Source organism: Rhodococcus koreensis (assembly GCF_017068375.1).
Taxonomy (GTDB): Bacteria; Actinomycetota; Actinomycetes; order Mycobacteriales; family Mycobacteriaceae; genus Rhodococcus_F; species Rhodococcus_F koreensis.
Window position 1 is genome coordinate 1,418,451 of record NZ_CP070609.1, and the last position, 25,472, is coordinate 1,443,922.

Consider the following 25,472-nt stretch of genomic DNA (forward strand, 5'->3'; position numbering starts at 1 on the left):
GTTACAGGGAGACCGGAACTTCGGCCTCCGGGAGTTCGGGTGCCCGTGTCGCCCGCGCGTAGACGGTCTCGCCCTCGCGCAGGCCGAGTGCCGCACTGTCGCCGCGGGTGACCTGGGCGGAGAAGGGTTCGCCGGTGGCCTCGTTGCGCAGATCCACCCGCACCTCGAATCCGAGGTGAACCACGCGCTCCACCGTGGCCCGCGTGACCCCGAGCGATTCGGCCGTCCCCGCCTGCTGCGCGAGGGCCAGGTCGGGGTCGCGGCCGAGGCGGATGTCGTGCGGCCGGACCAACTGCCCGTTGAGTTTGGCCACGGACCCGAGGAACGACATCACGAAGTCGTTGCGGGGGCGGTCGTAGAGGTCCGCCGGCTCCCCGATCTGCTCGATCCGGCCCTTGTTGAGGACCGCGATCCGGTCGGCGACGTCGAGCGCCTCCTCCTGGTCATGGGTGACCAGCACCGTCGTCACGTGCACCTCGTCGTGCAGCCGGCGCAGCCAGGTGCGCAGGTCCGTGCGGACCTTCGCGTCGAGCGCACCGAACGGCTCGTCGAGGAGCAGCACCTTCGGATCCACCGCCAGTGCCCGCGCGAGCGCCATCCGCTGACGCTGACCGCCGGACAACTGCGCCGGGTAGCGGTGCTGGAAGCCGTCGAGGCCGACGATCTCGAGAAGCTCGTTGACCTTCTTGTCGATCTCCGGCTTCGGCCGTTTGCGGATCTTCAGACCGAACGCGACGTTGTCGCGCACCGTCATGTGCTTGAACGCCGCGTAGTGCTGGAACACGAAGCCGATGTCCCGCTTCTGCGGGGAGATGTCGGTGACGTCGTTCCCGCCGATCACGACGGTGCCGGAGTCGAGGGCCTCGAGCCCGGCGATGGAGCGGAGCAGCGTCGACTTGCCCGACCCGCTGGGCCCGAGAAGCGCCGTCAGCGAACCCGAGGGGATGTCGATGGAGACATCGTCGAGAGCAGCAAAGGACCCGTAGTTCTTCCGGGCGCCGGTCACGGTAATCATGTGGTGCTCCTCTTGCGGTCGAGCAGAGTCATCAGAAGCAGGGTGATCAGCGCGATGCCCATCAGCAGGGTGGCTGCGGAGTACGCACCGAACGTGTTGTGGTCGTCGATGTAGCGCGAATGCACGAGCAGGGTCAGGGTCTGGGACACCCCGGGGAAGCCCGAGGACACCATGATCACGGCGCCGAATTCGCCCAGCGAACGGGCAACCGTTAGGACCACGCCGTAGGTCAGACCCCAGCGGATGGCAGGCAGGGTGATCAGCCAGAACGTCTGCCAGCGGCTCGCGCCGAGCGTCGCGGCGGCCTGTTCCTGTTCCTCGCCGATCTCGTGCAGGACGGGCTCCACCTCCCGCACGACGAACGGCAACGTCACGAACAGGGTGGCGATGACCATCCCGGGGAGCCCGAAGATCACCTTGAACCCCAGCGATTCGAGCCCGCCGAACCAGCCGTTGGCGCCCCACAGCAGAATCAGCGACACACCGACCACGATGGGTGAGACGGCGAACGGGAGGTCGACCACCGCCTGTACCAGACCGCGGCCCGGGAACCGGCCCCGCACCAGCGCGAGGGCCGTGACGATTCCGAACACCACGTTCACCGGGACGACGATAGCCACGATCAGCAGGGACAGATTGAGCGCGGAGATCGCGGCGGGTGTGCTGATCGAATCGACGAAGGCGCCGATCCCGTTCTCGAACGTGCGGAACAGGATGATGACGATGGGCACCACCAGCAGGCCGAACAGGTAGAGCAGCGCGACCGTGCGCAGGGTGATCCGGGTGGACCCAGAGAGCTTCATTCCGCCTGCTCCTCACGACGCTGCCCCCGGCTGGCGAAGACCCGGAGGGCGAACAGCGTCACGAATGCGATGGCCAGGAGAGCCACCGACACGGCCGCCGCGGCGGCCGGCCTGTCGATTTCGATCTGCTGTTGAATGTACTGGGATGCGACCTGAGTCTCTCGGGGAATGTTTCCGCCGATCAGGACGACGGAACCATACTCGCCGATCGCGCGGGCGAACGCGAGCCCCGCGCCGCTGATGATCGCCGGAGTCAGGGTCGGCACCACCACCTTGCGGAAGATCGTCACGTTGTCGGCGCCGAGGGAAGCCGCGGCCTCCTCGACTTCCTTGTCGACCTCGATCAGCACCGGCTGCACCGAGCGGACGACGAACGGCAACGTCACGAACGCCAGCGCCACGATCAGGCCGGGCTGCGTGGCGTTGAGGTGGACGCCGATCGGGCTCTCCGGGCCGTACAGCGACAACAGCACGATGCTGGCCACGATGGTCGGCAACGCGAACGGCAGGTCGATCAGCGCGTTCACGACCCGCTTGCCGGGGAATTCGTCGCGCACGAGAACCCACGCGATGAGCGTGCCCATGATCACGTTGATCACGGCCACCACCACGGACACCACGACCGTGACCCGCAGGGACGCCACCGCCACCGGCGAGGTGATCGCGTCGACGAAGCCAGCGATCCCGTCGCCGAACGAGGCCACGGTGAGCGCCGCGAGGGGCAGGACCACGATGACGCTCAGCCACAGGGTCGCGATGCCGATGCCGAGCGGTCCCACGGCACCGGTGACCCGGGCGACCTTCTTACGCGCAGGCGGAACGGGCGGAGGCGGCACCGTGATGCCGCGTCCGCCCGTCGTCGTCGATGTGTCGCTCACGTCGGTCTTACTTGGTTGCGTTGTCGTAGATCACTGCGATGGACCCGGTGTCCTTGGCGAACACCTCGGAGTCGACCTTGGCCCAGCCGCCGAGATCGGCGATGGTCCACAGCTTGGCCGGCGCCGGGAACTTGTCGGTGAACTCCGTGGCGACCGCGGGATCGACCGGACGGAATCCGGCCTCGGCCCACAGCTTCTGGCCCTCGGTGGTGTAGAGGAAGTCCTTGAACGCGTTGGCCTTCTCCAGGTTCTTGCTGTTCGACAGCACCGCGACCGGGTTCTCGATCTTGAACGTGGTCGGCGGGGTCACGTGCTCGACGGGGTCACTGTTGCCCTCGATGAACAGCGCCTCGTTCTCGTAGCTGAGCAGCACGTCGCCGGTGCCCTGCAGGAATGCCTCCGACGCCTCACGGCCCGACTTCGGCTGAATCTTCACGTGGTCGTTCACCAGTGCGGTGATGTAGTCGAGACCGGCGGCCGGGTCCTGGCCACCGTTGCTCTTCGCGGCGTACGGCGCGAGCAGGTTCCACTTCGCGGATCCGGAGCTGAACGGGTTGGGGGTCACGACCTCGACGTCGGGACGCAGCAGGTCGTCCCAGTCGTGGATGTTCTTCGGGTTGCCCTCGCGCACGACGATGGTGACGACCGAACCGAACGGAATTCCGTTGTAGGCGTCCTGGTTCCAGCTCTTGTCCACCAGGCCGGCGTCGACGAGGCGGGTGATGTCGGGTTCGACGGAGAAGTTGACGAAGTCGGCCTCGGCGCCGTCCTTGACCTTGCGGGACTGGTCACCGGAGGCACCGTAGGACGGCTGGAACGCCACGCCCTTGCCCTCGTCGGTGGCGTTGAACGCGGGGATCAGCTTGTCGAAGCCCGGCTTCGGCACGGCGTACGCGTACAGGTTGATGGTGCCCGCGCTGCCGTCGGCACCGGCCGAGTCGCCGCCGGCGGTGTCGCTGGCGCCGCCGCTGCACGCGGTCAGCGCCACAGCTCCGAGCGTCACGAGGGCCGTGAGAAGACTACGAGAACGGCGTTTCATGGGAGAAACCTTCCTGGGGATCTGTCACAGAGGGGTGTTGCGTAAAACGTGGGAGGTGGTGCGAGAGGAGTAACGCAAAGACCGCCCGAACGGAATCAGGAATGCGAACGAAAATCAGCAGCGCGAAACCGGTCGAGCGTGCGCGGTGTCATCCGCGCGCATTTCTGTGTGCGAGGAGAAATCAACAACAGTCGATGTCGGCGACTGCGAGCATGCCGACAGCGATCAACGCCAATTCATGGCGGACCTGGTGTACAGCGGCTTCAGACACGCCGTGAAATGTAGCAGAGCCTGAACCAACGTCCCACATCGAACAGGATTTACCGGGTGAGCAGCCAGGCGACGACGACGAGGACGATCAGCGCGAGCAGCGCGAGTGTGACGCGTGAGCGCGGCATCAGGGTTCCTCCACCTTCGAGACGTCCCGCCTGAGCAGGACGAAGACTGCGGCCAGCCCACGATCGAGCAGCCACGCCAGTCCCCGGCACACCGGCACCATCACCAGCAGCACGAGGGCGACCTGCGGAACGAACGGGAGTCCGGCGATCCACAGCTCGAAGCCGTCCCACCAACTCGCCATCCGGTCCACCGGGCCAGCCTATCGTCGACCGGCTCGTGACCGGCAGACAGGTGGACGGCAGACAGGTGGACGACGGGGACGGCGGCGGTCGATGATGATCACATGGTGTCCAGCGACGCGCACTCCCACGGCCGGCTGCATGCGGCCCCGCACCATCACCACCATTCGTTCCCGCCGATCGACGACTACGCGTTCCTGTCGGACTGCGAGTCCACCTGCCTGATCGCCCGCAACGGCTCGGTCGAGTGGATGTGCATTCCCCGGCCCGACTCCCCCAGCGTCTTCGGCGCCGTCCTCGACCGCAGCGCGGGCCACTTCCGCATCGGGCCGTACGGGCAGAACGTACCCGCCGCCCGCCGCTATCTGCCGGGGGGACTGATCGTCGAGACGACGTGGCAGACCGAGACGGGCTGGCTCATCGTGCGCGACGCCCTCGTGCTCGGCCCGTGGCACAACGTCGAGCAGCGCTCGCGCTCGCACCGCCGCACCCCCACCGACTGGGACGCCGAACACATCCTGCTGCGGACGGTGAAATGCGTCAACGGGACCGTCGAACTGGAGATGAGCTGCGAGCCCGCGTTCGACTACCACCGCGGCGCGGCGCACTGGGAGTACACGGGCAAGGTCTACGAAGAGGCCACCGCCACGTGTAAGTCGAGCCGCCCGGGCGACCACCCGACGTTGCGGCTGACGACGAACATGAAGATCGGACTCGAAGGGCGGGAGGCCCGGGCCCGGACCCGGATGGTCGACGGCGACAACGTGTTCGTCGCCCTGTCGTGGGCTCACATGCCCGCACCGCAGACATTCGACGAGGCGGCCGACAAGATGTGGCAGACGGCGAAGTGCTGGCGCGAGTGGATCACCATCGGCCGCTTTCCCGACCACAAGTGGCGGGGCTACCTGCAGCGCAGCGCTCTCGCACTGAAGGGGTTGACGTACGCCCCCACCGGCGCCCTGCTCGCGGCGTCGACCACATCGCTCCCGGAAACCCCGGGCGGCGAACGGAACTGGGACTACCGCTACGCATGGGTGCGGGATTCGACGTTCGCGCTGTGGGGCCTGTACAGCCTCGGACTCGACCGCGAGGCCAACGACTTCTTCTCGTTCATCTACGACGTGTCGAGCGCCGAGGACGGCAACCATCATCCGCTGCAGGTGATGTACGGCGTGGGCGGGGAGCAGACGCTGGAGGAGTCGGAGTTGCACCACCTCTCCGGTTACGACGGTGCGCGACCGGTGCGGATCGGAAACGGCGCCTACGACCAGGTCCAGCACGACATCTGGGGAACGATCCTCGATTCGGTGTACCTGCACGTGAAATCCCGTGAGAGGGTCCCGGAAACCCTGTGGCCGATGCTCAAACGCCAGGTCGAGGAGGCGGTCAAGCATTGGCGTCTCCCCGACCGCGGGATCTGGGAGGTCCGCGGCGAGCCCCAGCACTTCACGTCGTCGAAGATCATGTGCTGGGTGGCCCTCGACCGCGGCGCGAAGCTCGCCGATCAGCAGGGTGAGACGAGTTATGCGCAGCAATGGTCCGAGCTGGCCGACGAGATCAAAGACGACATCCTCGAGCACGGCGTCGATGCGCGCGGCGTCCTGACGCAGCGGTACGGCAGCGACAGCCTCGACGCGTCGCTGCTGCTCGCACCGCTGCTCCGGTTCCTGCCCGCGGACGATCCGCGTATCCGCGCGACCGTGCTCGCCATCGCGGACGAGCTGACCGAGGGCGGGCTGGTGCTCCGCTATCGGGTGGAGACCACGGACGACGGACTGAGCGGCAAGGAGGGCACGTTCACGATCTGCTCGTTCTGGCTCGTGTCGGCGCTCGTAGAGATCGGTGAACTGGACCGCGCGAAACGCCTGTGCGATCGGCTGCTCGGATTCGCGAGCCCCCTCAAGCTGTACGCGGAGGAGATCGACCCCGACTCGGGGCGGCACCTCGGCAACTTCCCGCAGGCGTTCACCCATCTGGCGCTGATCAACGCGGTGGTCCACGTCATTCGCGCGGAGGAGGCCGCGGCGGGCGGATTCCAGCCCGCCCACAACATGGTCTGATCAGGCGCCGACCGCCTCCAGTTGCGGTGTGATCCGGCCGAGCGAGTACTGCAGGGAAAGACTGGACGGGGTGTTGAAACCGACCACCGTCGCATCATCCTCGACGGCGAGACCACCCTGCTGCACGGACGGCAACCGGTCGAACCCCGGCAGCGCCATCAGGTCGTCGCGGGTGCCGCCGTTGGGCAGCATCACGACGAGATCCGCGTTCAGGGCGTCCACCCGCTCGGGGCTGAGGGCGAGACGGCCCCCGGTCGCCCCCGCCTCGTCCACGAGCGCCTGCGGCAGCGTCAGCCCCAACCTGCGGAACACCGCACTCGCGCCGTCATCGGGGTCGGCGCCGACGACGAGTTGCCCGGTGGCGAACATGAATTGGGACAGCACCGCCGTTTTGCCCGCCAGCGCGGGCAGCCGGTCGGCGAGGCCGTCGACGCTGCCGTTGGCGGTCGCGATGATCTCCGCATCTGGGTCAGGCTTCCGCGGTCGAGTTCCACCGCCGAGCCGTCGACCCCGGATTCCCAGGGGTACAACCCGCGCTCGTCACCCATCGGTCCTGCCGCCGCATACTCGGTGGCTCGGGCCCTACGGGTTACTCCGCGTAACGGTGAAGCAATCGCTCCGCGTCGGCCGCGATCTGCCGCACCACGGCCCCTGCCGGCCGCTCCGCCGTGACGAGACCCGCCGCTTCCCCGGCGTACACGACACCGAGGTCCGGGTTCGCGGGATCGTAGGCGGCGGCGAGTTCGGCGTCGGGCGCCTCCGCGCCGTGCCAGCGTGACGTGAAGTCGTTGCTCAGGGCCCGCCCACCCCACCGGGTCGGCCACGGCTGGCTGCGGGCCTGGTCGAACACCGACGTGTACACGGTGTCGGCGCTGCCCGCCGCGATCAGCTTGCCGCGGGCGTACTCCGGCCCGATCGTCTCGGGGCTGGCCAGCAGCGCGGTTCCGATCATCGCGCCCTCCGCGCCCGACGCAAGCACGGCCGCGAGACCACGGCCGGTCGCGATACCGCCTGCGGCGAGCACCGGCAGCGTCGTGGCCTCCAGGACCTCCTGCAGCAGCGGCAGCGTCCCGATCCTGCCGGTGTGGCCGCCCGCCTCGCCGCCCTGGGCGATCACGAAGTCGACGCCCGCCGCCTCCACGACCCGCAGGTCGTCGATCGTGTTCACCTGGGACGCCACCAGTGCCCCGGTGGCGTGGATCCGCTCCACGTACGGGGCGGGGTCACCGAACGACAGCGACACGACCCGCGGGTTCTCCGCCAGAGCGGCGCCGAGGAGAGCGTCGTCGTCGTCGAGCGCCCAGGTCATCAACCCGATTCCGAACGCGTCGCCGCCGATGCCCCGCGCGACCGCCGTCTCCTTCGCGACCCACTCAGGGGTTGCGTAGCGGGCCGCGCCGAGCAGGCCGAGCCCGCCCGCCTTCGACACCTCGCCGACGAGGGTCCCGCCGGCCCGTCCGCCCATCGGGGCGCCGAAGATCGGCACCTCGATTCCCAGTGTCCGGGTCAGCCAGGTTTCGAGGGCCACGTGCCGCACCTACTTTCGATCAGACGTCGACGGACAACAGGATCGGGCGTCTACTTCTTCGGCTTGTCCCCGACGGACTCGGACGACAACGCCGCCACGAAGGCCTCCTGCGGAACCTCGACCCGGCCGATGGTCTTCATCCGCTTCTTGCCTTCCTTCTGCTTCTCGAGCAGCTTGCGCTTACGGCTGATGTCGCCGCCGTAGCACTTGGCGAGCACGTCCTTGCGGATCGCGCGGATGTTCTCACGCGAAATGATCTTCGAGCCGATCGCCGCCTGGATCGGCACCTCGAACTGCTGGCGCGGAATCAGCTCACGCAGCTTCGACGTCATCCGCCCGCCGTACGCGCCGGCCGCGGAGCGGTGCACGATCGACGAGAACGCGTCGACGGCCTCACCCTGCAGCAGGATGTCCACCTTCACCAGATCGGCCTGCTGCTCGCCCGACTCCTCGTAGTCGAGGCTGGCGTACCCCTTGGTCCGCGACTTCAGGGCGTCGAAGAAGTCGAACATGATCTCGCCCATGGGCATCTCGTAGCGCAACTCGACACGGGTCTCGGACAGGTAGTCCATGCCGCCGAGTTCACCGCGCCGGTTCTGGCAGAGCTCCATGATCGCGCCGATGAACTCGCTCGGGGCGATGACGGTGCACTTCACCATCGGCTCGTAGACCTCGCGGATCTTGCCCTCCGGCCAGTACGACGGGTTGGTGACGACGTGCTCGGCGCCGTCCTCCATCACCACCCGGTACACCACGTTCGGCGAGGTCGAGATCAGCTCGAGCCCGAACTCGCGCTCGAGGCGGTCGCGGGTGATCTCCATGTGCAGCAGTCCGAGGAATCCGCAGCGGAACCCGAACCCGAGCGCCACCGACGTCTCCGGCTCGTACGCCAGGGCGGCGTCGTTGAGACGCAACTTGTCCAGGGCGTCGCGCAGCACCGGGTAGTCCGAGCCGTCGAGCGGGTAGAGGCCGGAGTAGACCATCGGTTTAGGGTCGCGGTATCCCACGAGGGGTTCCGTCGCACCGCCGCGCGCGGCGGTGACCGTGTCGCCGACACGCGACTGCCGGACGTCCTTCACACCGGTGATGAGGTAACCCACCTCGCCGACGCCGAGGCCGATGCTCGCCTTCGGTTCGGGCGAGATGATGCCGACCTCGATCAGATCGTGAGTGGTGCCCGTCGACATCATGGTGATCTTCTCGCGCGGCGAGATCCGGCCGTCGACGACACGGACGTACGTGACGACTCCGCGGTACGCGTCGTACACCGAGTCGAAGATCATGGCGCGCGCCGGACCGTCGGGGTCGCCGACGGGAGCGGGGACCTGCTTCACGACCTCGTCGAGCAGTTCCTTCACGCCCATGCCCGTCTTGCCGGACACGCGCAGCACGTCACCCGGTTCGCATCCGGTGATGTGCGCGATCTCCTCGGCGTACCGGTCGGGGTCGGCGGCAGGTAGGTCGATCTTGTTGAGCACCGGGATGATGGTGAGGTCCTTCTCCATCGCCAGGTACAGGTTGGCGAGAGTCTGCGCCTCGATGCCCTGCGCGGCATCCACCAGCAGGACCGCACCCTCGCACGCCTCGAGTGCGCGGGAGACCTCGTAGGTGAAGTCCACGTGACCCGGAGTGTCGATGAGGTGGATAACGTACTCGTCGTCGCCCACCTTCCAGGGGAGCCGGACGTTCTGCGCCTTGATCGTGATGCCCCGCTCACGCTCGATGTCCATGCGGTCGAGGTACTGGGCACGCATCTGCCGCTCCTCGACCACACCGGTGAGCTGGAGCATGCGGTCGGCCAGCGTCGACTTGCCGTGATCGATGTGCGCGATGATGCAGAAATTCCGGATCCGGGCAGGATCCGTGAACGTCTTGTCGGCGAAGCTGCTGATGGGGGACCCCTTACCTGGACCGGCACCGGCCCGGTTCCGGGCCACTGTCACCTGTCAGGATATCCAAGCCACCGCGTTGCGGCTGCTGCGGCATACACGCACTAAGCTCGGCGGCCATGGCGAGCACGTGGAGCAGCATCGGGAAGACGTTGGGCCGACTTGCACGGGACAAGGGACCGCAGCTTCTGGCGCAGCTGCAGAAGTCCGGCGCGCTGGACCGCGCGGCCGGTGTCCTGACCGGGTCGACGGCCGCCGCGCCGAAGCCGGCGCCGGGCCGTCCGGTCACCGCCGACTCCGCCCCGACCGCCCACCGGGCACGGAAGGTGGAGTACTCCCCCGACCTGGACGGTCGCGCGGATCCGGGCGAGATCGTCTGGACGTGGGTGGCGTACGAGGAGGACGCGAGTCAGGGCAAGGACCGGCCCGTGCTCGTCGTCGGGCGAGACGGCGACACCCTGCTGGGGTTGATGCTGTCCTCGCAGAGCAAGCACGACGGCGACCGGGACTGGATCGCGGTCGGCACGGGGTCGTGGGACGCGGAAGGCCGTCCGAGCTGGATCCGGCTGGATCGGGTGCTGGACGTGCCGGAGGCGGGGATCCGCCGCGAGGGCGCCGTCATGGACCGGGCCAAGTTCGAGATCGTCGCGCAGCGTCTGCGTGTGGACTTCAGCTGGCAGTGACGCGGTCACCGACCCAGGTCTTCGGCGACCATCTCGGCGATCGCGGTCATCGCGAGTGCGTTGGGATGTACCGGTTCGGCGGGTGACTGCGGCGCGAGGCCCTCGAACCACCGCTGCCCCGTCGGCGCGCACGCGTCGTGCCCGCCGTCCACCGCGGCCTTCGCGATGTCGATGTAGTGCACTCCGTACCGGGCGGCGGCGTCGACGTAGATCTGGTTGAACCGTTCGAAGTACCGGTCGAGCCAGACCGCGTCCGCGTCGGACACGGGCAGGTTCGGCCAGCAGCCGCGTCGGCCGACGGAACCGCCGTGCCCGATCAGGTAGACCTCGGCGTGCGGTGCCTTCGCCACGATCGCGGCCACCACGGCATCGACCTGCGGCGCCATCTTCGCGATCCCCTCGACCGTGAGCTGCTCCGCCTGCGGGTCGTCGCGGCAGTCGGCGTCGGCGCCGGGAACGAGGGCGCCGCAGCGCACCGACACCGGCAGGTGGTTGGATCCGCCGCCCCCGATGCTGAGCGTCACGACGTCGGTGTCCGCCCGCAGCGCATCGATCTGCGGCGGGGCGAAGCGCGTCCCCACGAATTGCGCGGTGCTGATCACGTGGGCGGGTGTGGCGGCGGAGCACGTGACGTCGATGAGAGTGGCGGCGCCGATCAGCCGCGCCAGCTTCGCCGGGTAGTTCAGGTCCGGCGATCGCAGGCACAGGTCGCGGTGCTCAGAGAATTCGATGAGCGGTCCGGACGCGCGGGAGTCGCCGAGGGCGACATACGACGGTCCCGGCCGTAGCGCGTCCTCGGCGGTCGCGGTCGCGGGGATCGTTCCGGTGAGCGCGACGACCGCGCACGCGAGAATTCCGGCCCGCAGGCCCCGGGCACCCGGCCCGGGTCGGTCGGAGCTCAGCTCTGCAATCGGTCGTACCGGCCGAACAGCGAACGGTAGACCAGCGCGCCCACCGCGCCGCCGATCAACGGGAACACGATGAACAACCACACCTGCGCGAGCGCGCCGTTCTGGTAGGGCGCCACGGCGAGGCTGCGAGCCGGGTTGACGGACGTGTTGTCGATCGGGATCGACACGAGGTGGATCACGGCGAGTGTGAATCCGATCGACACGCCCGCGAGGGGGACGTCGGAGATCTGGTCGGTGGACGCGAGGACCACGAACACGAGCAGCGCGGTGAGGAGGATTTCGACGATCATCGCGGCGCCGATGCCGTAACCGTTCTCGATGACCCCGCCGAGCGGTCCCTTGATGGCGGACGGGCTGTGCGCGCCCCAGCCGTTGGCGCCGAGACCGTCGTCCGCCCTGTTGTACGACGGCAGGCTCTGCGCGATCGTGTAGACCACCACACCGGCGACGAGACCACCGATGACCTGGGCGACGACGTACAGCCCCGCCTTCGCGACGGACAACCGGCCGAGCGCGAGGTGCCCCACGGTGACGGCAGGGTTGACGTGGCAGCCCGAGATGGGCCCGATGGCGTAGACGAGGAAGAGCAGGGTCAGTCCGAATGCCAGTGCCACACCGAGGTTCCCGACCTTGGCCCCGGCGAAGACCGCCGTACCCACCGCCGCGAAGACCAGTAGGAACGTACCGACCGCCTCAGCTACGTATTTCTTGAGATCCGAGATCGGTTCGACTTCTACGTATTCCTGTGCGGTTGGAGACATTGAACCCACCTTCGTCGAAATGGATCGTTAGTCCTGCTTTCCACAGATAGATCTGGGTGGCACTTTACGCCAGGCGTGTGATCTCCACGACGACTTCGAGATCTGTTGCCCGGCCACCGGAGAAGATGCCCTTGAGCGGCGGAACGTCCGCGTAGTCCCGTCCGATGCCCACCGACACGTGCTGTTCGTTCACCGCTACGGCGTTGGTCGGGTCGTATCCCCACCACGCCCCGGTCCATGCCTCCACCCATGCGTGACTCTCCCCCGCCACCGTCTCGTCGACCGCCGCATCGGGTTTCGGGTGCAGATAGCCGGACACGTAGCGACTCGGAATTCCCATGCTGCGCAACAGAACCAGAGTCAGGTGCGCGTAGTCCTGGCACACGCCCTGCCGTTCGGCCCAGGCGTCGACCGCGGAGGTGTGGACGCCCGTCGTCCCCGGGACGTAATCCATCTCCCGGTGCACCCAGTCCGCCGCCGCGACAACGGCTTCGTCGGGGGTCCGCCCCTTGCGCAGGTCCCGCGCGATGGTGTCGAGCTTGCGGCTGCGCGGCACGAATGTGGTGTTGCTCAGCTGCTCGTTGAACCGGTCGGTGAGCGGCGGGCTCGCCAGTTCGTCCCAGTCCGCCTTCTCCTCCGGCTCCCAGAACGGTTCGGTCTCGACGACGGACAGTCCGGTGACCTCGAGTTCCTTGTGCGGCGCATGCAGATCGAACGCGGTGACGGCGGTGCCCCAGTAGTCGGTGTAGCGGTACGACCGCGTCGCCGGCGTCGTCTCCACCCGGTTCAGGATCACCGTCTGCCTGCTGTCACCGCGCGGGGTGAGCCGCGCCTCGTTGTACGAGGACGTAACCGGTGCGTCGTAGGCATACCCGGTGGTGTGCACGACTCTCATTCGCCAGCTCACAGCTCTCCCTCCACGACGGATTCGCCGCCGACGGCCCGTGCATCGGTCCACGCCACCCACGGCGCGGCGTGAAAATATTGCAGCGCGATGGCTTCTCCCAGCTCGCGGCAGGTTTCCTGCAATCCCGCGAGCCGATCCTGGAGATCCTCGAGGAGCACGCCGGGCGGCAGGAACTCGAGTTCGCTCCGCGCCCTGCCGAGGAGGCGCTGCGCCTCGGCCCGGGGCCCGACGCGACTGTCCGGCTGGTGGTCGAGTTCGGCGAGGCACAGCTCCGCCTGCCGGATGGCGTGGAACACCGACCGCGGGAACAGCCGGTCCAGCAGGATGAACTCGACCACCCGGTTGGCGTCCAGCGCGCCGCGGTACGTGCGCAGGTAGGTGTCGTGAGCCCCCGCGGAGCGCAGCACCGTCACCCACGCGGGCGAGGACGGGCGGTCACCGGCACGGGACAGCAGCATCCGCGCGAGCATGTCGACGCGTTCGATCGAGCGGCCGAGCAGCAGGAAGCGGTACCCGTCGTCGCGGCTCATCGTCGAGTCGGCCAGACCCGCGAACATCGCCGCGCGTTCCTCCACGTACCGGAAGAACTCGTGCGGGCCGAGACGCTTGGACGCCCGCTCCCGTTCGGCGAGGCCGTTGTACGTGGTGTTGAGGCACTCCCACATCTCGCTGGACGTGACCTCGCGGGCGCCGCGCGCGTTCTCGCGGGCGCTCGCGAGGGAGTCGATGATCGAGCCCACCTGGTTGCGGCTGAACGCCACCAGTTCGGTCACCGACCGGACGTCGAGTTCGGTGTCGGGTGCCTCGATGCCGAGCACCCGCAGCAGCAACCGGGACGTGCGGTCCGGGTCCACCGACGCGTCGTCGAGCAGTTGGTGCACGGCGACGTCGAGAATGCGGGCCATGTCGTCGGCCCGCTCGACGTACCGGCCGATCCAGTACAGCGATTCCGCGTTTCTCGCCAGCATCAGCGATCACCTCCCGGGCCCTGTTGCTGTTGCTGTTGCTGTTGCTGCAGCTGCGTGGTGCTGAGTTCGGGTCCCTGCTCGGCCTCGGCCGATTGCGCCGGTTCGGCCACGATCTCCTCACCTGCGAGTTCGCGCTCCTCGTCGGAGCTCCTGCTCGCGAGCACCCACGTGTCCTTGCTGCCGCCGCCCTGGCTGGAGTTCACGACGAGGGATCCCTCGGGCAGGGCCACGCGGGTGAGCCCGCCCGGCAGCACCCACACGTCGTCGCCGTCGTTGACCGCGAAGGGCCGCAGGTCCACGTGCCGGGGAACCAGTTCGTCCCCGATCTTGGTCGGCACCGTGGACAGCTGGACGACAGGCTGGGCGATCCACCCGCGGGGGTCCGCCTTGATCTTCCTCGTGATCGTGTTCAGCTCCTTCGGTGACGCGTCGGGGCCGAAGACGATGCCGTAGCCGCCGGACCCCTCCACCGGTTTGATCACCAGTTCGTCGACCCGGTCCAGCACCTCCTCACATTCCTCGTCGAGCCAGCAGCGGAACGTGTCGACGTTCGCGAGCAGCGGCTTCTCCCCGAGGTAGTAGTCGATGATCTGCGGCACGTAGGCGTAGACGAGTTTGTCGTCGCCGACGCCGTTCCCGACGGCACTCGAGATGACGACGTTGCCCGCGCGGGCCGCGTTCAGCACACCGGCCACCCCGAGCACCGAGTCCGGCCGGAAGTGCATCGGGTCGAGGTAGTCGTCGTCGATGCGGCGATAGATGACGTCGACCTGGCGTTCACCCTCGGTCGTGCGCATGTAGACCATGTTGTCGCGGCAGAAGAGATCGCGGCCCTCGACGAGTTCGACACCCATCTGGCGCGCGAGCAGCGAATGCTCGAAGTACGCCGAGTTCGCGACACCCGGCGTCAGGACGACGACGGTCGGGTCGGCCTCGTTGAGGGCGGCGGACGCCCGCAGCGCCCGCAGCAGGTGCGAGGCGTAGTCTCCGACGGACCGCACGCGGTGCGACATGAACAGGTCGGGGAACACGCGCGCCATCGTGCGGCGGTTCTCCATGACGTAGGACACTCCCGACGGCGAACGCAGGTTGTCCTCGAGGACGCGGAACACCCCGTTCTCGTCGCGGACGAGGTCGATTCCGGCCACGTGGATCCGCACCCCGTTCGGCGGGACGATCCCCGAGGCCTCCCGGTGGAAGTGCTCGCAGGAGGTGACCAACCGTTTCGGCAGCACGTGGTCGCGCAGGATGCGCTGTTCCCCGTACACGTCGTCGAGGAACATCTCGAGCGCCTGCACCCGCTGCTTGATGCCCTTCTCGAGCCGCGTCCACTCCGCTGCCGCGATGACGCGGGGCACCAGGTCGAGGGGGAAGGGCCGTTCCTGACCGGACAGCGAGAACGTCACGCCCTGGTCGATGAACGCCCTGCCCAGCGCGTCGGATCGGGCGGCGAGGTCGGCCCGGTCCGCGGGCTCGAGCGCCTTGAACACGCCCTTGTAGGGCGGGCGTACGGTGCCGTCGCGGTCGAACATCTCGTCGAACGCCAGCCCGTAGCGGCCGATGTCGGTGTACCCGTCGAAGACGTGGGCGGGTTCCGCGGGCTTGCGCGGCCGGGCGGTCACCCGCGTCCGCGGCGGGGTTCCCGCAGCCTTCGCACCCGCCTGTGTGCTGCCCCCCGATTTTCGGCCGGGGGCTTTCGAGGTTGCCGACGACTTCGTTATTGTTGACGACTTCGATGCTGGGGGCGTCATCCCAGACATGCTGCTACATGTACCCCCGTTCAGCAGCACAGCCGCAGGATTTGTCGGCGCGTCCGGCGCCGGTTTGAGATCGGACACCGATCACTGGTAATCTCGCCTGTCGGTGCATATGTGTGCGCCCAGAGCTTTCTCGACCGTAACCAGCTTAAGACGACAGGATTTTACGCGTGGCCAACATCAAGTCCCAGGTGAAGCGGATCCGTACCAACGAGGCGGCCCGACTCCGTAACCAGTCGGTGAAGTCCTCGCTGCGCACGGCGATCCGCTCGTTCCGCGAGGCTGCGGCGGCCGGTGACAAGGACAAGGCCAACGAGCTCCTCGTCGCCACCAGCCGCAAGCTCGACAAGGCAGCCAGCAAGGGCGTCATTCACGCCAACCAGGCTGCCAACAAGAAGTCTGCTCTTGCGCAGGCTGTCAACAAGATCTGACGGTTCTTCCGTCGTAGGCTCTCCAACAGCCGCTCGGTCCTCGGACCGAGCGGCTGTTGTCGTGTCTGCGTTGTCGTCGTCAGATCTGGCGTAGCCGGGAGACGCGTCCCACGGCACTCTCGACGGCGTAGTCCGCGTCGGCCGCCGCGCCCTTGACGTCGGCGTTCAGGGCGGCGACGATGCGCAGCGCCTCCCCGACCGACGTCGGTGTCCATCCCTTCGCGAGGGCCTGCGCCTTCTTGATCTTCCAGGGCGGCATACCCAGTTCCGACGCCATCCGGAACGGGTCGCCCCGCCCGGCCGGAGCGACCCGGGCGATCGAGTGCACCGCGTCTGCCAGTGCGTCCGCGAGCAGCACATGGGGCACGCCCCGCAGCATCGCCCAGCGCAGCGCCTCGATCGCGCCCGCGGTGTCGCCGGCGACGGCCTTGTCGGCGACGTCGAATCCGCTCACCTCGGCCTTGCCCGAGTAGTACCGCTGCACGGCGGCGACATCGATCTTTCCGCCGGTGTCCGCCGTGAGCTGCGAGCACGCGGCGGCCAGTTCGCGCAGATTCGAGCCGACTCCCTCGAACACGCTCTGCACCACGTCCGGCGACACCCGGACCCCGAGGGTGCGGAACTCGCCGCGGATGAACCCGATGAGTTCGCCGGACTTCAGTTTCGCGCACGGGTGCACCACGGCCCCGAGCTTCTCCAGTGCCCCGGTCATCGCTTTCGCACGCCCACCGCCCGAGTGCAGGATCACCAGGACGACGCCCGGAGGCGGGTCGCCCGCAGCGTCGAGGACCAGCGCCACCGCGTCCTTGCCCGCCTCTGCGGCGGCCTCGAGAACCACCACGCGGTCTTCGGCGAACAGGGACGGGCTGAGCAGTTCGGCGAGTTCGGCCGCCCCGGCGTCGCCCGCCCGCAGCCGGTTGACGGGGAGCTCGGCGCCGGCGGCCACGTTGGCGCTCGCGCGGACCTGGCTGACGACCTGCGCCACCGCGCGGTCGACGAGGAACTCCTCGTCGCCGAGGACCAGATGGAGCTGTTCGAGCTGAGTTGGAGTGCTCACGCGAAGATCGTGCCACGTGGGGCGGACACGTTCGCCGACACCCCGGAACCGGGCCGAGCACGGCGAACACCGGCGATCACCACGCAACGACGGCGTCGGCGGTGGACACTCGTGATATGACCGCGGAATCCGAGGTGGACGGCGTCACGCGCGAGGGCTTCGCGCACACGATCGACCTCGACGACGACCGCGCGGCAGGGCAACGGTACGAACTGAGTTTCCGGTACACCTGCCGCGACGGGCTGCTTCTGCGGTGGTCGGTGCAACTGGTGGCCCGCTGCTCGGTCTCCGGGCACGCCGAGGCCGTGTTCGCCGGTGGTCGATCCGCCCTCGAGCCGGTACTCGGAGTGGGCACCGCGAACGGCGCCGACGACGACTTCGACGCCGCGTGCGGCGTGTACGAGCACCAGTGGCGGTCGCTGCTCGACCCGGCGGGCGGCAGCCCGCGAGGCGAGGACGAGAGGCGTCATCTGTCCGACGCGCTCGCCCTGTACGGACGCACGTGGCGCAACGTCTCCGGCCGTGCGGTCGCCGACCGGCTCGCGTCGTTCGCGAATGTCACCGTGCTCGCACTGGGCACCGATCCGGCATTCCAGGTGATGCGCCGCACCGCCGCCCACTATCCCGAACCGGTCGTCCTCGCCGTGTATCACCCCGAGGGGCAGCGCATCGACCTCAGCCTCGCCGACACCGCGACGGTGGAGGCGCTGATCGACGATCCCGGTCCGCTGCGCACCGGACCGGATTCCAGCGCGGGCACCCTGCTCGCGGGGCCCGGATCCACCGGGCTGCTGCACCCCGGCTACCTCGGCTCCACCACCGCAGCCGGTCTCACCGAGCTGACTCCGCCACCACCGCTCAGCTGACCACTTCGCGGGTCAGCAGGTCGACCACCGCCGCGAGGGTGCCGACGCGCCCGAACTCGGCACGCTGCCGCTCGGCGCCGGTGCCGTCCCGCAGCACGGTGTCGAGTCCCGATTCGAGGAAGGCCCGGTCGCTCGCGCCCAGCCCCGGGGCCACACACTCGTTCAGCAATTCCAGGTGCCGGCGGATCGGCAGGGAAAGATCGGTCGCCGGGCTGGTGCATTCCCCGTCGAGTCCGTCCCGGGCCGCACGCCACAACTGCGCCCGCAGCAACTCGACGCGCAACCACGGCACGGCGACGCCGTCCCTGATCGAGCGCAGCGCCCACCCGACGAGGCCCTTCACCACCACCGCGTAGAGCGCCGCGTGCGCCGCGGTCATGGCGACGTCCGCGATCCGGACCTCGATGGTCGGCTGTTTGTCGGAGAGCCGGACGTGCCAGTAGATCATTCCCCGGTCCATGGCGGCACCGGTCCCGATCATGGCGCCGACCGAAGACTCGTACTCGTCCGCGGAATCGAAGTGCGGCGGCGGTCCCGCCGACGGCCACCGCGACCACATGATGTGCCGCCAGCTGTGATAGCCGGTGTCGTGCCCGCTGTGGAACGGCGAGTTCGCGGCGAGCGCGAGCAGCACCGGGAGCCAGCTGCGCACCTGGTTGCTCACCAGCACACCCACGTCGCGGCTCGGGATCCCCACGTGCACGTGACAGCCGCACGTGGTCACGGTATCCACGATCGACCCGAAGTGGCGGGCCATCTCCTCGTACCGCGGGCTCGGGGTGATCGCCGGGGGCAGCCCCTCGGCGATCAGGGAGGTACCACTGGGCACCAGCAACAGGTCGCGGCCCGCGGCCGCCTTCGCCAGCCGGCGTCGGAGGCTCCGCAACTCCTCGTGCAGTTCCTCCCCGGTATGGCACACGCCCGTCGCCGTCTCGATCTGGCACCGGGCCAGCTCGCGCTGGAGCCCGTGAATGTCGTGGCCGGCCTCCGCGACCACGTCGGGTCCGGAGGAGGAGAGGTGACCGGACTTGTCGGCGAGGAAGAACTCCTCCTCCACGCCCACACTGAGGTCGCGATCCGATTCCGTTGCTGCAGGACTCATTCAGCAGGTATCCCCGACTTCCGCGGAGACGAAACCGGGCGCCGCCGGTCAGGTGAACCCGATGACTTCCTCACCCCACGCCCGGCGCAGTTCCCGGTCCGGATCGTCGACGACCGCGTCGGATCGGCCGATCAGCAGGGTCGTGCGGTCCGCCTCGTCGTACCGCGGCCAGCCGATCTCCGCTCGGGTTCCGTCCGGGGTTCCCTCGGTGGCGAAGGACAGCCACCGGTGCTGGATCCGCTCCGACACGTGACCGGCGGTCCGGTGCCCACCGAGCTTGAACGTGGGGTCGTGCGGGACGACGCCGAAGTTGCCGAAGACGTAGGGCACCTCGGTGCCGTGGGTGGCGCCGATCCGTGCGGCGCGCAGGAACGGCGTGGCGTAGTCGAACCGGTACAGCCAGGTGGGCGCGACACGGCTGTGCGCCTCCGCGATCCACAACGTCGGCATCCGGAACGCGGCGTCCCGCGAGATCTCCATGGCCGAGCGTTTCATCGGGTAGTCGGGATACGCGGCGGCCACCTCCTGTTCCTCGTCGGCGGGGAGGTCGGGGTGGTCGGCGGCGATCGCCACGAACATCTGGTGGACGGCGTCCGGGGTGATCGGCATCAGGGGCGATTTCATCAGCCGGAACATCGAGGCCTCGTCCTTGTTCGTCCCGATCAGCAGCGGAATCCGATGCGCGAGGCCTTTGCGGAACGCCGCGACCGGATAGTGCGGGACCACGTCCCCGTCGACGGTCGGGGCCACGGCCAGCGTCCCGGGGACCCGCGCGGGCACCTGCTGGACGAGTTCGATGCACGCCTTCGTCAGTACGTCGACGGGCAGGTCGCGCAGACGGCCCGCGTCGGCGGGCGCGATGTCGAGCAGTTCGAGGAACGACTCGGCGATGCTCTCGGCCCGCGCACTGCCGTACACGGACGTCGCCGGCGAACTCTCGGCGATCGCGCGATGGAACAGCCCCTCCGCCTGCGGCGACGTCATCAGCGTGGTGACCGAGCCGCCACCGGCGGACTCCCCGAACAGGGTGACGTCGCCCGGGTCGCCGCCGAACGCCGCGATGTTGTCGCGGACCCATATCAGGGCCGCGATCTGATCGCGCAGGCCGAGGTTCGTGTCGAACGGGTGCTCCTCGGTCGAGAACGCGGAGAAGTCCAGGAACCCCAGCGCACCGAGTCGGTAGTTGAACGTCACCACCACGACGTCGCCGCGTTCGACCAGCCGAGCCGGATCGAACATGCGCTGCCCGGACGAGCCGAGGTAGTACGCCCCGCCGTGGATCCACACCATCACCGGCCGTGGTCGCCCGGCATCCGCCGCCGGCGCGAAGACGTTCAGGGTGAGGCAGTCCTCGTCGATGGTCAGTCCGGGATCGATGGGCAGCGGCCCGTGCTCGTTCTGCGGCGCGATCGGACCGAACCGGGAGCAGTCGCGCACCCCGTCGAAAGATTCGGGCGCGCGCGGCGCGCGGAGCCGCCACTCACCGATCGGCGGCGCAGCGTAGGGAATGCCCTTCCACGACAGAACGCCGCCCTCGTGGACGCCTCGCAGCAGGCCCTGGTCGACGGCCACGAGCGGGTTCTCGGTGTGCGAAACCATGACGTCATCTTGGCCCGGGCCGCCCGCCCCCCGGAGTCCGTTCTCGAATTCCTCCGGCTCGGAGCGGCGCCGACCGCCCACTCTGGCAGACTGAATCAGTGAGCCGGGCACATGCCCGCACGCTGGAGGAACCGATGCGAGACACCGTGCCCGATACGACACGCTCGCAGGCTGTCGGCAAGTCTGCGGTGACGTTCGCGACCCTCGCCGATCTCCTCTACGCGGGCCAGGATTTCGGGCAGGTCCACCACGCCATCTGCGACGCCGCACCGCTACTCGTCGAGGGCTGTCAGCACGCGAGCCTGATGCTCCGGCAGGGGTCCCGCTACGTGACGGTCGCGGCCAGCGACGACATCGCCGCCCGCGTCGACGAGCTCGAGCGCGTCGAGAACGAGGGGCCGTGCGTCGACGCCATCGTCAGCGACACCCCCCAATTCGAAACGGACCTGTCCACGTCGTCGCAATGGCCGCGGCTCTCGCAGCGGGTGCTGGCCGAAACGCCGGTGCGCGGGGCGGCCGGATTCCGTCTCGTCATCCTGGGACGCAAGGTCGGCGCCCTCGATCTGTTCTCCGACACACCGGGGGCCCTGAACACCACCTCGGTCGAGCAGGGCATCATGCTCGCCTCGTTCGCTGCGGTGGCACTGGCGGCGGTGCACGAGCACCTCGAGGCCGAGACGCTGCGAGCCGGCCTCGCGAGCAACCGTGAGATCGGGAAGGCGGTGGGTCTGCTGATGGCGTTCCACAACATTTCCGAGACCCAGGCGATGGAAATTCTCCGTACGACCTCGCAGGACATGAACATCAAACTGGCGACTGTGGCGCAGGAGATCGTGGCGCACCATCACCGGAAGATCACCTGACCGGGGTCAGTCCGACTCCGGCGAATCTGGGTTACCCGCGATGCCGAGCATGGACAGCAGCATGCGGCAGTCTTCGGCGTCGAGTGACTGAGCAGCGACGACCCGCTGCGCTCTCCACACCTGTCCGGCGTCGAGTTCGTCGTCCACGTCGAGATCCGTCCGCTCCGATTCCGACATCTCGCCCTCCAACGCGGGTGTTCCAAGACCGTTCGCCCTCGACATCTGCCACCGGATGGTAGTCGGTGTTCGGGGGTCTCATACCCACATCGGGAATCGAATTCGAAACGATACAGAAATCGCCCCACCCCCGGAATTTCAGCGTGCCGCCGGCCACCCTCCGCGCCCACTCCCCACAGGAGCAATGCGGTACAAACCATTGCAGCACAACTGGATTCACGTTTTCATTCGGGCGCATTCACACGAGGCGACCCATCCACGGCGGCCAGATCGGCGCCCACAGCACCAGCACCCCGACCACGATTCCCGTGAGCACCAGCCGGGTTCCCCGGCTGCGCAGCGCCGCGCCGATCGCCAGTACGGCACCGAGGACGAGGACCGCACCGGCGGGCCCCGAGGGCACCGGAACGGAGGCCCCGGGGATCCGCGCGCCCCGCTCGGCCACGGTCACCAGCCACCACAGCGGCCACTGGGTCAGGCGCACCACCACTTCCGCGACGGGCACACTGATGCCCGCGATCAGCGCGGTGATCGCGCCGGTCACGGTGATCACGCCGATCACGGGGGCCACCAGGATGTTCGCGCAGATCGACACCAGACTCACGGTGCCTGCCATCGCGGCCACGATCGGCGCGGTCACGGCGAAGGCGGCGGCGGACACCGCCAGCGTCTCCGCCGCCGCCCGCGGCCACCCGCGACCCACCAGCGCGTCGACCCACACGGGCGCGATCACGATCAGCCCGGCGGTGGCCGTCGCCGACAGAACGAAACCGAAGTTCACCGCCAGTTCCGGCGCCCACACCAGCAGGGCGATCACGCCCGCCGCCAGCGCGGGCATCGCCTGTTTCCGCCGCCCCGTGACGAGCGCCAGCAGGGCGACCGAGCCCATCGCGGCGGCGCGCAGCACGCTGGGTGACGGTCGCGCGACCACCACGAACGCGATCAGTGCGGCGGCGGCCAGCGCCGCGCCGGCCCGCGGACCGAGCCCCACCCCGCGGACCACGAGCAGCACCGCCCCCAGCAGGATGCTGACGTTCGCCCCCGACACCGCCGTGAGGTGCGTCAGTCCGGTCGCGGTGAAGTCGTCCTTCACCTCCCGGGGCAGTGCCGAGGTGTCGCCCACCACCAGCCCCGGCAGCAGTCCCGCCTCGCCGGCGGGCAGGACGGCGGCGGCCGCGGCGAACCGGGTTCGCAGGGCGCCGGCCCACCGCTGGTGCGCAGGCGCGGGACCGACCTCCGCCGGTGGTCCGGACACCCGGACCGTCGCCAGGCTCAGGTCCCGGCGCCGCGGCGGGCTCAGCTGCCCGCGCAGCACCACGTCCTGTCCCGGCAGCAGCCCGAGCCAACCGTCCGCCGGGGCGAGGAGGACCACCGCGCCGCCCGCGTGGATCGTCTCGCCTGCCCGGCGGATCTCGACGACGTTCGCGTTCACCAGGACGTGCCGTCCGAAGCCGGCGATCTCCCGGGGGTCGTCGACCGGGGTGACGACGAGCGTGACCCACGTCTCGTTCCGGGCGAGTTCGGTCAGCGGGTGCCGTTCCACTGCCTGAACCCGCCAGGCCACCCCTGCCGCGCAGCACGACCCGAAGAGCAGTAGCGCGAGCGTTCCCGCCGTCCATCGCCGCGGTGACCGTAGGGCACAACCGGCGAGGAGGGCGGCCGTCCCCGACAGGGTCGCCAGAAGCATCCACGCCGCACGGGAGCCGCCGAGGATGCCGATCAGCGTTGCCGCCCAGCAGATCCCGGCGAACGGGAGCAGCCGCAGGTCGAGGAGCCGCGGCTCGCTCTCGGGCATCAGAGGGTGACCTGGGCGCGCAGCTTCTCCAGCCGCACCGGCCCGATCCCGTCCACCTGCCCCAGTTGTGAGATGTCGGTGAACCTGCCGTTCGTCGTGCGCCAGGCAACGATCGCCGCCGCCGTGACGGGTCCGACACCGGGAAGGGCGTCGAGTTCCGTCTCCGTCGCGGTGTTGAGGTTCACCAGTCCACCGGCCGCGGGGGTCGCCGTACCCGCGGTTCCCGGCGATCCCGAGGAGGTGCCGCCCACCGCACTCGGCGGCGCCTGGGTGGTCGCGGCGCCCACGAGCACCTGATCGCCGTCCGAAAGCCGTTGCGCCAGATTCAATCCGAGGGTGTCACCGCCGGCGCGCACTCCCCCGGCCGCGGCGAGCGCGTCCGCGACCCGGGCGCCCGGTGGCAGCCGGACGAGGCCTGCCGACACCACAAGGCCCACCACGCTGACGACGATCTCCTCCTCCGGTGCGGCTGCAGGCGCCGTTGCGGCGGCGGGAGCCGTCGGTTCCGGCGCCGGACTCAGGGAATGCACTCCCGCGGCGGGCAGCGACGGAACCGCCTGCGTCGCCGGCCGATCGCTGCGCACCGCCAGCACAGTTACCGTGGCGACGACGATTCCCACCACGATCAGCGCGATCGCCCCGGACCGCCCGGGGTCGAATCGTGCGTCCCGCCACCGGTCGGGCAGCGAGAAGCCGACTCGGCGGCGCGCAGCGGACCACGTCTGGTCGCCGTCGAGGCCGGCCTCACCCGGCTCGGCCAGCCACTCCGGCGCCGCCGGAGTGTCGGGCGGCAGCACTTCGCGTTCCCCCGACGTCAGGAACGCGAGCCGGGTTCGCCCTCTCGAACGTTCTTCCCTGATGCCCATGGACGCGACGCTAGAGTGCGGCGCCCTCAGGATCGCGGCGCCGACCCGGCATTCGAATCGGCCTGTGGATCAGTGCGAAGTTGTGGATGAATCGTGGTTTTCGTCCTGCAATGCGGGTTCCGGGCACAGCACGATGCCGATGGCGCCCGCCCCGACGTGCGCACCGAGAACCGAACTGAAATCGGTGACGACCAGATCGCTGACCTGCGGAATCCGGTCTTTCAGTTGCTGCGCCACCGCTTCGGCGCGCCGCTGGGCGTGCATGTGATGCACAGCGACGGCCGTCCTGTCCAGGCCTGCCTGCTCCACCGCGGCGTCGACCATCCTGGCCATGGCCTTGGTCGAGGTCCGCGTCTTCTCTTTCAGCACCAGCCGGCCGTCCACGAGATGCAGCACCGGCTTCATCGCCAGTGCGGTGCCGAGCAGTGCGGCGGCGGTGCCGATCCGCCCGCCGCGACGCAACTGGTCGAGCCGGTCGACGACGATCAGGCAATGCCCACGGCTCGCGACGTCGACCGCCCGCCGGTATGCCGTCTCGAGGTTCGCGCCGGCCTGCGCGGCCCGCGCCGCCTCGAGCACCGGGTACCCCAATCCCATTCCGGCGGACTGGGAGTCGACGATCCGCACGCGGCCGTCGAACTCCTGCGCCGCTTGGCGGCCCGCCTCCCATGTGCCGGACAGCTGCCGCGAGATGTGGACCGCGAGAACGCCTGCGCCCTCACTCAGTTCCAGCGCTTCGGCGTAGGCCTCGGACAGCTCGCTGGGCGAGGCGCCCGACGTGGTGACGCCGGCGAGGTCCTCGGGGACCTCGTCGATTCCCTCCCGGAAGTCCCGGCCGCCACTGAGGACGTGGAGAGGGACCACCCGGATCCCGTACTGCTCGACGTGTTCGGGCAGGATCGATGCCGAAGAATCGGTGACGACGATGACGGGCATCGG

Annotated in this window: 26 protein-coding genes; 5 read left to right on the forward strand and 21 right to left on the reverse strand. The window is 69.0% G+C overall.

The features are described from left to right. Position 1: 1 nt before the first annotated feature. From JWS14_RS06570 to JWS14_RS06590, 6 genes are all read right to left on the reverse strand, one after another. A complete protein-coding gene (locus JWS14_RS06570; protein ID WP_072946606.1) occupies positions 2-1,015 on the reverse strand; it encodes a sulfate/molybdate ABC transporter ATP-binding protein in 1,014 nt (337 codons plus the stop codon). Then, positions 1,012-1,818, reverse strand: coding sequence for a sulfate ABC transporter permease subunit CysW (cysW, locus tag JWS14_RS06575; RefSeq protein ID WP_206012716.1), 807 nt, complete (start codon positions 1,816-1,818; stop codon positions 1,012-1,014). Before cysW ends, JWS14_RS06570 begins: the two co-directional genes overlap by 4 nt. Continuing rightward, the gene (cysT, locus tag JWS14_RS06580; RefSeq protein WP_072946604.1) at positions 1,815-2,696 is read right to left on the reverse strand and encodes a sulfate ABC transporter permease subunit CysT; all 882 of its coding nucleotides are present in this window, start codon (positions 2,694-2,696) and stop codon (positions 1,815-1,817) included. Before cysT ends, cysW begins: the two co-directional genes overlap by 4 nt. 7 nt (positions 2,697-2,703) lie before the next feature. Beyond that, a complete protein-coding gene (locus tag JWS14_RS06585) occupies positions 2,704-3,735 on the reverse strand; it encodes a sulfate ABC transporter substrate-binding protein (RefSeq protein WP_206012717.1) in 1,032 nt (343 codons plus the stop codon). 181 nt (positions 3,736-3,916) lie between these two features. Then, positions 3,917-4,045 carry an Ms4533A family Cys-rich leader peptide gene (locus JWS14_RS51710; RefSeq protein WP_369426194.1) on the reverse strand — a complete coding sequence of 43 codons (129 nt, stop codon included), beginning with the start codon at positions 4,043-4,045 and terminating at the stop codon, positions 3,917-3,919. A gap of 87 nt (positions 4,046-4,132) precedes the next feature. Beyond that, positions 4,133-4,324: a hypothetical protein gene (locus JWS14_RS06590; protein WP_005261263.1), complete on the reverse strand. Its 192-nt coding sequence runs from the start codon at positions 4,322-4,324 to the stop codon at positions 4,133-4,135. Positions 4,325-4,417: 93 nt separating this feature from the next. On the opposite strand from JWS14_RS06590, the gene JWS14_RS06595 reads away from it, so the two are divergent. Then, positions 4,418-6,373 carry a glycoside hydrolase family 15 protein gene (locus JWS14_RS06595; RefSeq protein WP_206012718.1) on the forward strand — a complete coding sequence of 652 codons (1,956 nt, stop codon included), beginning with the start codon at positions 4,418-4,420 and terminating at the stop codon, positions 6,371-6,373. On the opposite strand, the gene JWS14_RS06600 is transcribed toward JWS14_RS06595, so the two are convergent. The 3 genes from JWS14_RS06600 to lepA all read right to left on the reverse strand — a co-directional run bounded on the left by JWS14_RS06600 (position 6,374) and on the right by lepA (position 9,844). Further along, complete coding sequence (locus JWS14_RS06600) at positions 6,374-6,757, reverse strand: substrate-binding domain-containing protein (RefSeq protein WP_072946601.1); 384 nt, start codon at positions 6,755-6,757, stop codon at positions 6,374-6,376. It abuts the gene before it with no gap. Between the two features lie 205 nt (positions 6,758-6,962). After that, positions 6,963-7,901 carry an NAD(P)H-dependent flavin oxidoreductase gene (locus JWS14_RS06605; protein ID WP_206012719.1) on the reverse strand — a complete coding sequence of 313 codons (939 nt, stop codon included), beginning with the start codon at positions 7,899-7,901 and terminating at the stop codon, positions 6,963-6,965. A 50-nt stretch (positions 7,902-7,951) separates the two neighbouring features. Then, positions 7,952-9,844 (reverse strand): translation elongation factor 4, encoded by a 1,893-nt coding sequence (gene lepA, locus JWS14_RS06610; RefSeq protein WP_095865176.1) that lies wholly within the window; start codon positions 9,842-9,844, stop codon positions 7,952-7,954. A gap of 65 nt (positions 9,845-9,909) precedes the next feature. Between lepA and JWS14_RS06615 the strand changes: the two genes are divergently transcribed. After that, complete coding sequence (locus tag JWS14_RS06615) at positions 9,910-10,473, forward strand: type II toxin-antitoxin system PemK/MazF family toxin (protein WP_206012720.1); 564 nt, start codon at positions 9,910-9,912, stop codon at positions 10,471-10,473. Between the two features lie 5 nt (positions 10,474-10,478). Here JWS14_RS06615 and JWS14_RS06620 read toward each other — a convergent pair whose 3' ends face one another. The 5 genes from JWS14_RS06620 to JWS14_RS06640 form a co-directional block, all read right to left on the reverse strand. Further along, complete coding sequence (locus JWS14_RS06620) at positions 10,479-11,291, reverse strand: SGNH/GDSL hydrolase family protein (RefSeq protein WP_206015928.1); 813 nt, start codon at positions 11,289-11,291, stop codon at positions 10,479-10,481. 80 nt (positions 11,292-11,371) lie between these two features. After that, positions 11,372-12,145 carry an aquaporin gene (locus JWS14_RS06625; RefSeq protein ID WP_072946597.1) on the reverse strand — a complete coding sequence of 258 codons (774 nt, stop codon included), beginning with the start codon at positions 12,143-12,145 and terminating at the stop codon, positions 11,372-11,374. Positions 12,146-12,209: 64 nt separating this feature from the next. Continuing rightward, a complete protein-coding gene (locus tag JWS14_RS06630; protein ID WP_072946596.1) occupies positions 12,210-13,040 on the reverse strand; it encodes a transglutaminase family protein in 831 nt (276 codons plus the stop codon). Between the two features lie 8 nt (positions 13,041-13,048). Further along, on the reverse strand, positions 13,049-14,020 hold the full coding sequence (locus JWS14_RS06635) for an alpha-E domain-containing protein (RefSeq protein ID WP_072946595.1): 972 nt from the start codon (positions 14,018-14,020) through the stop codon (positions 13,049-13,051). Then, the gene (locus tag JWS14_RS06640) at positions 14,020-15,642 is read right to left on the reverse strand and encodes a circularly permuted type 2 ATP-grasp protein (protein ID WP_206012721.1); all 1,623 of its coding nucleotides are present in this window, start codon (positions 15,640-15,642) and stop codon (positions 14,020-14,022) included. The genes JWS14_RS06635 and JWS14_RS06640 overlap by 1 nt, the downstream gene beginning before the upstream one ends. A 305-nt stretch (positions 15,643-15,947) precedes the next feature. Here JWS14_RS06640 and rpsT point away from each other — a divergent pair, with 305 nt between their 5' ends. Further along, a complete protein-coding gene (rpsT, locus tag JWS14_RS06645) occupies positions 15,948-16,208 on the forward strand; it encodes a 30S ribosomal protein S20 (RefSeq protein WP_012688238.1) in 261 nt (86 codons plus the stop codon). A gap of 79 nt (positions 16,209-16,287) precedes the next feature. On the opposite strand, the gene holA is transcribed toward rpsT, so the two are convergent. Continuing rightward, positions 16,288-17,265 carry a DNA polymerase III subunit delta gene (holA, locus tag JWS14_RS06650; protein ID WP_095865173.1) on the reverse strand — a complete coding sequence of 326 codons (978 nt, stop codon included), beginning with the start codon at positions 17,263-17,265 and terminating at the stop codon, positions 16,288-16,290. Positions 17,266-17,381: 116 nt separating this feature from the next. Between holA and JWS14_RS06655 the strand changes: the two genes are divergently transcribed. Next, complete coding sequence (locus tag JWS14_RS06655) at positions 17,382-18,131, forward strand: hypothetical protein (RefSeq protein ID WP_072946591.1); 750 nt, start codon at positions 17,382-17,384, stop codon at positions 18,129-18,131. Here JWS14_RS06655 and JWS14_RS06660 read toward each other — a convergent pair. After that, positions 18,124-19,233 carry a carboxylate-amine ligase gene (locus JWS14_RS06660; RefSeq protein WP_206012722.1) on the reverse strand — a complete coding sequence of 370 codons (1,110 nt, stop codon included), beginning with the start codon at positions 19,231-19,233 and terminating at the stop codon, positions 18,124-18,126. The genes JWS14_RS06655 and JWS14_RS06660 overlap by 8 nt on opposite strands. A gap of 48 nt (positions 19,234-19,281) precedes the next feature. After that, positions 19,282-20,832 carry a carboxylesterase/lipase family protein gene (locus JWS14_RS06665; RefSeq protein WP_072946589.1) on the reverse strand — a complete coding sequence of 517 codons (1,551 nt, stop codon included), beginning with the start codon at positions 20,830-20,832 and terminating at the stop codon, positions 19,282-19,284. Between the two features lie 134 nt (positions 20,833-20,966). Between JWS14_RS06665 and JWS14_RS06670 the strand changes: the two genes are divergently transcribed. Continuing rightward, positions 20,967-21,695: an ANTAR domain-containing protein gene (locus tag JWS14_RS06670; RefSeq protein ID WP_206015929.1), complete on the forward strand. Its 729-nt coding sequence runs from the start codon at positions 20,967-20,969 to the stop codon at positions 21,693-21,695. Between the two features lie 6 nt (positions 21,696-21,701). Here JWS14_RS06670 and JWS14_RS06675 read toward each other — a convergent pair whose 3' ends face one another. The 4 genes from JWS14_RS06675 to JWS14_RS06690 form a co-directional block, all read right to left on the reverse strand. Next, positions 21,702-21,872, reverse strand: a complete 171-nt coding sequence (locus tag JWS14_RS06675) for a hypothetical protein (RefSeq protein WP_206012723.1) — start codon at positions 21,870-21,872, stop codon at positions 21,702-21,704. 238 nt (positions 21,873-22,110) lie between these two features. Continuing rightward, complete coding sequence (locus JWS14_RS06680) at positions 22,111-23,667, reverse strand: ComEC/Rec2 family competence protein (RefSeq protein WP_206012724.1); 1,557 nt, start codon at positions 23,665-23,667, stop codon at positions 22,111-22,113. Further along, positions 23,667-24,533, reverse strand: a complete 867-nt coding sequence (locus JWS14_RS06685; protein ID WP_206012725.1) for a ComEA family DNA-binding protein — start codon at positions 24,531-24,533, stop codon at positions 23,667-23,669. Before JWS14_RS06685 ends, JWS14_RS06680 begins: the two co-directional genes overlap by 1 nt. Positions 24,534-24,602: 69 nt before the next feature. After that, on the reverse strand, positions 24,603-25,469 hold the full coding sequence (locus JWS14_RS06690; protein WP_206012726.1) for a DegV family protein: 867 nt from the start codon (positions 25,467-25,469) through the stop codon (positions 24,603-24,605). Positions 25,470-25,472: the final 3 nt, after the last annotated feature.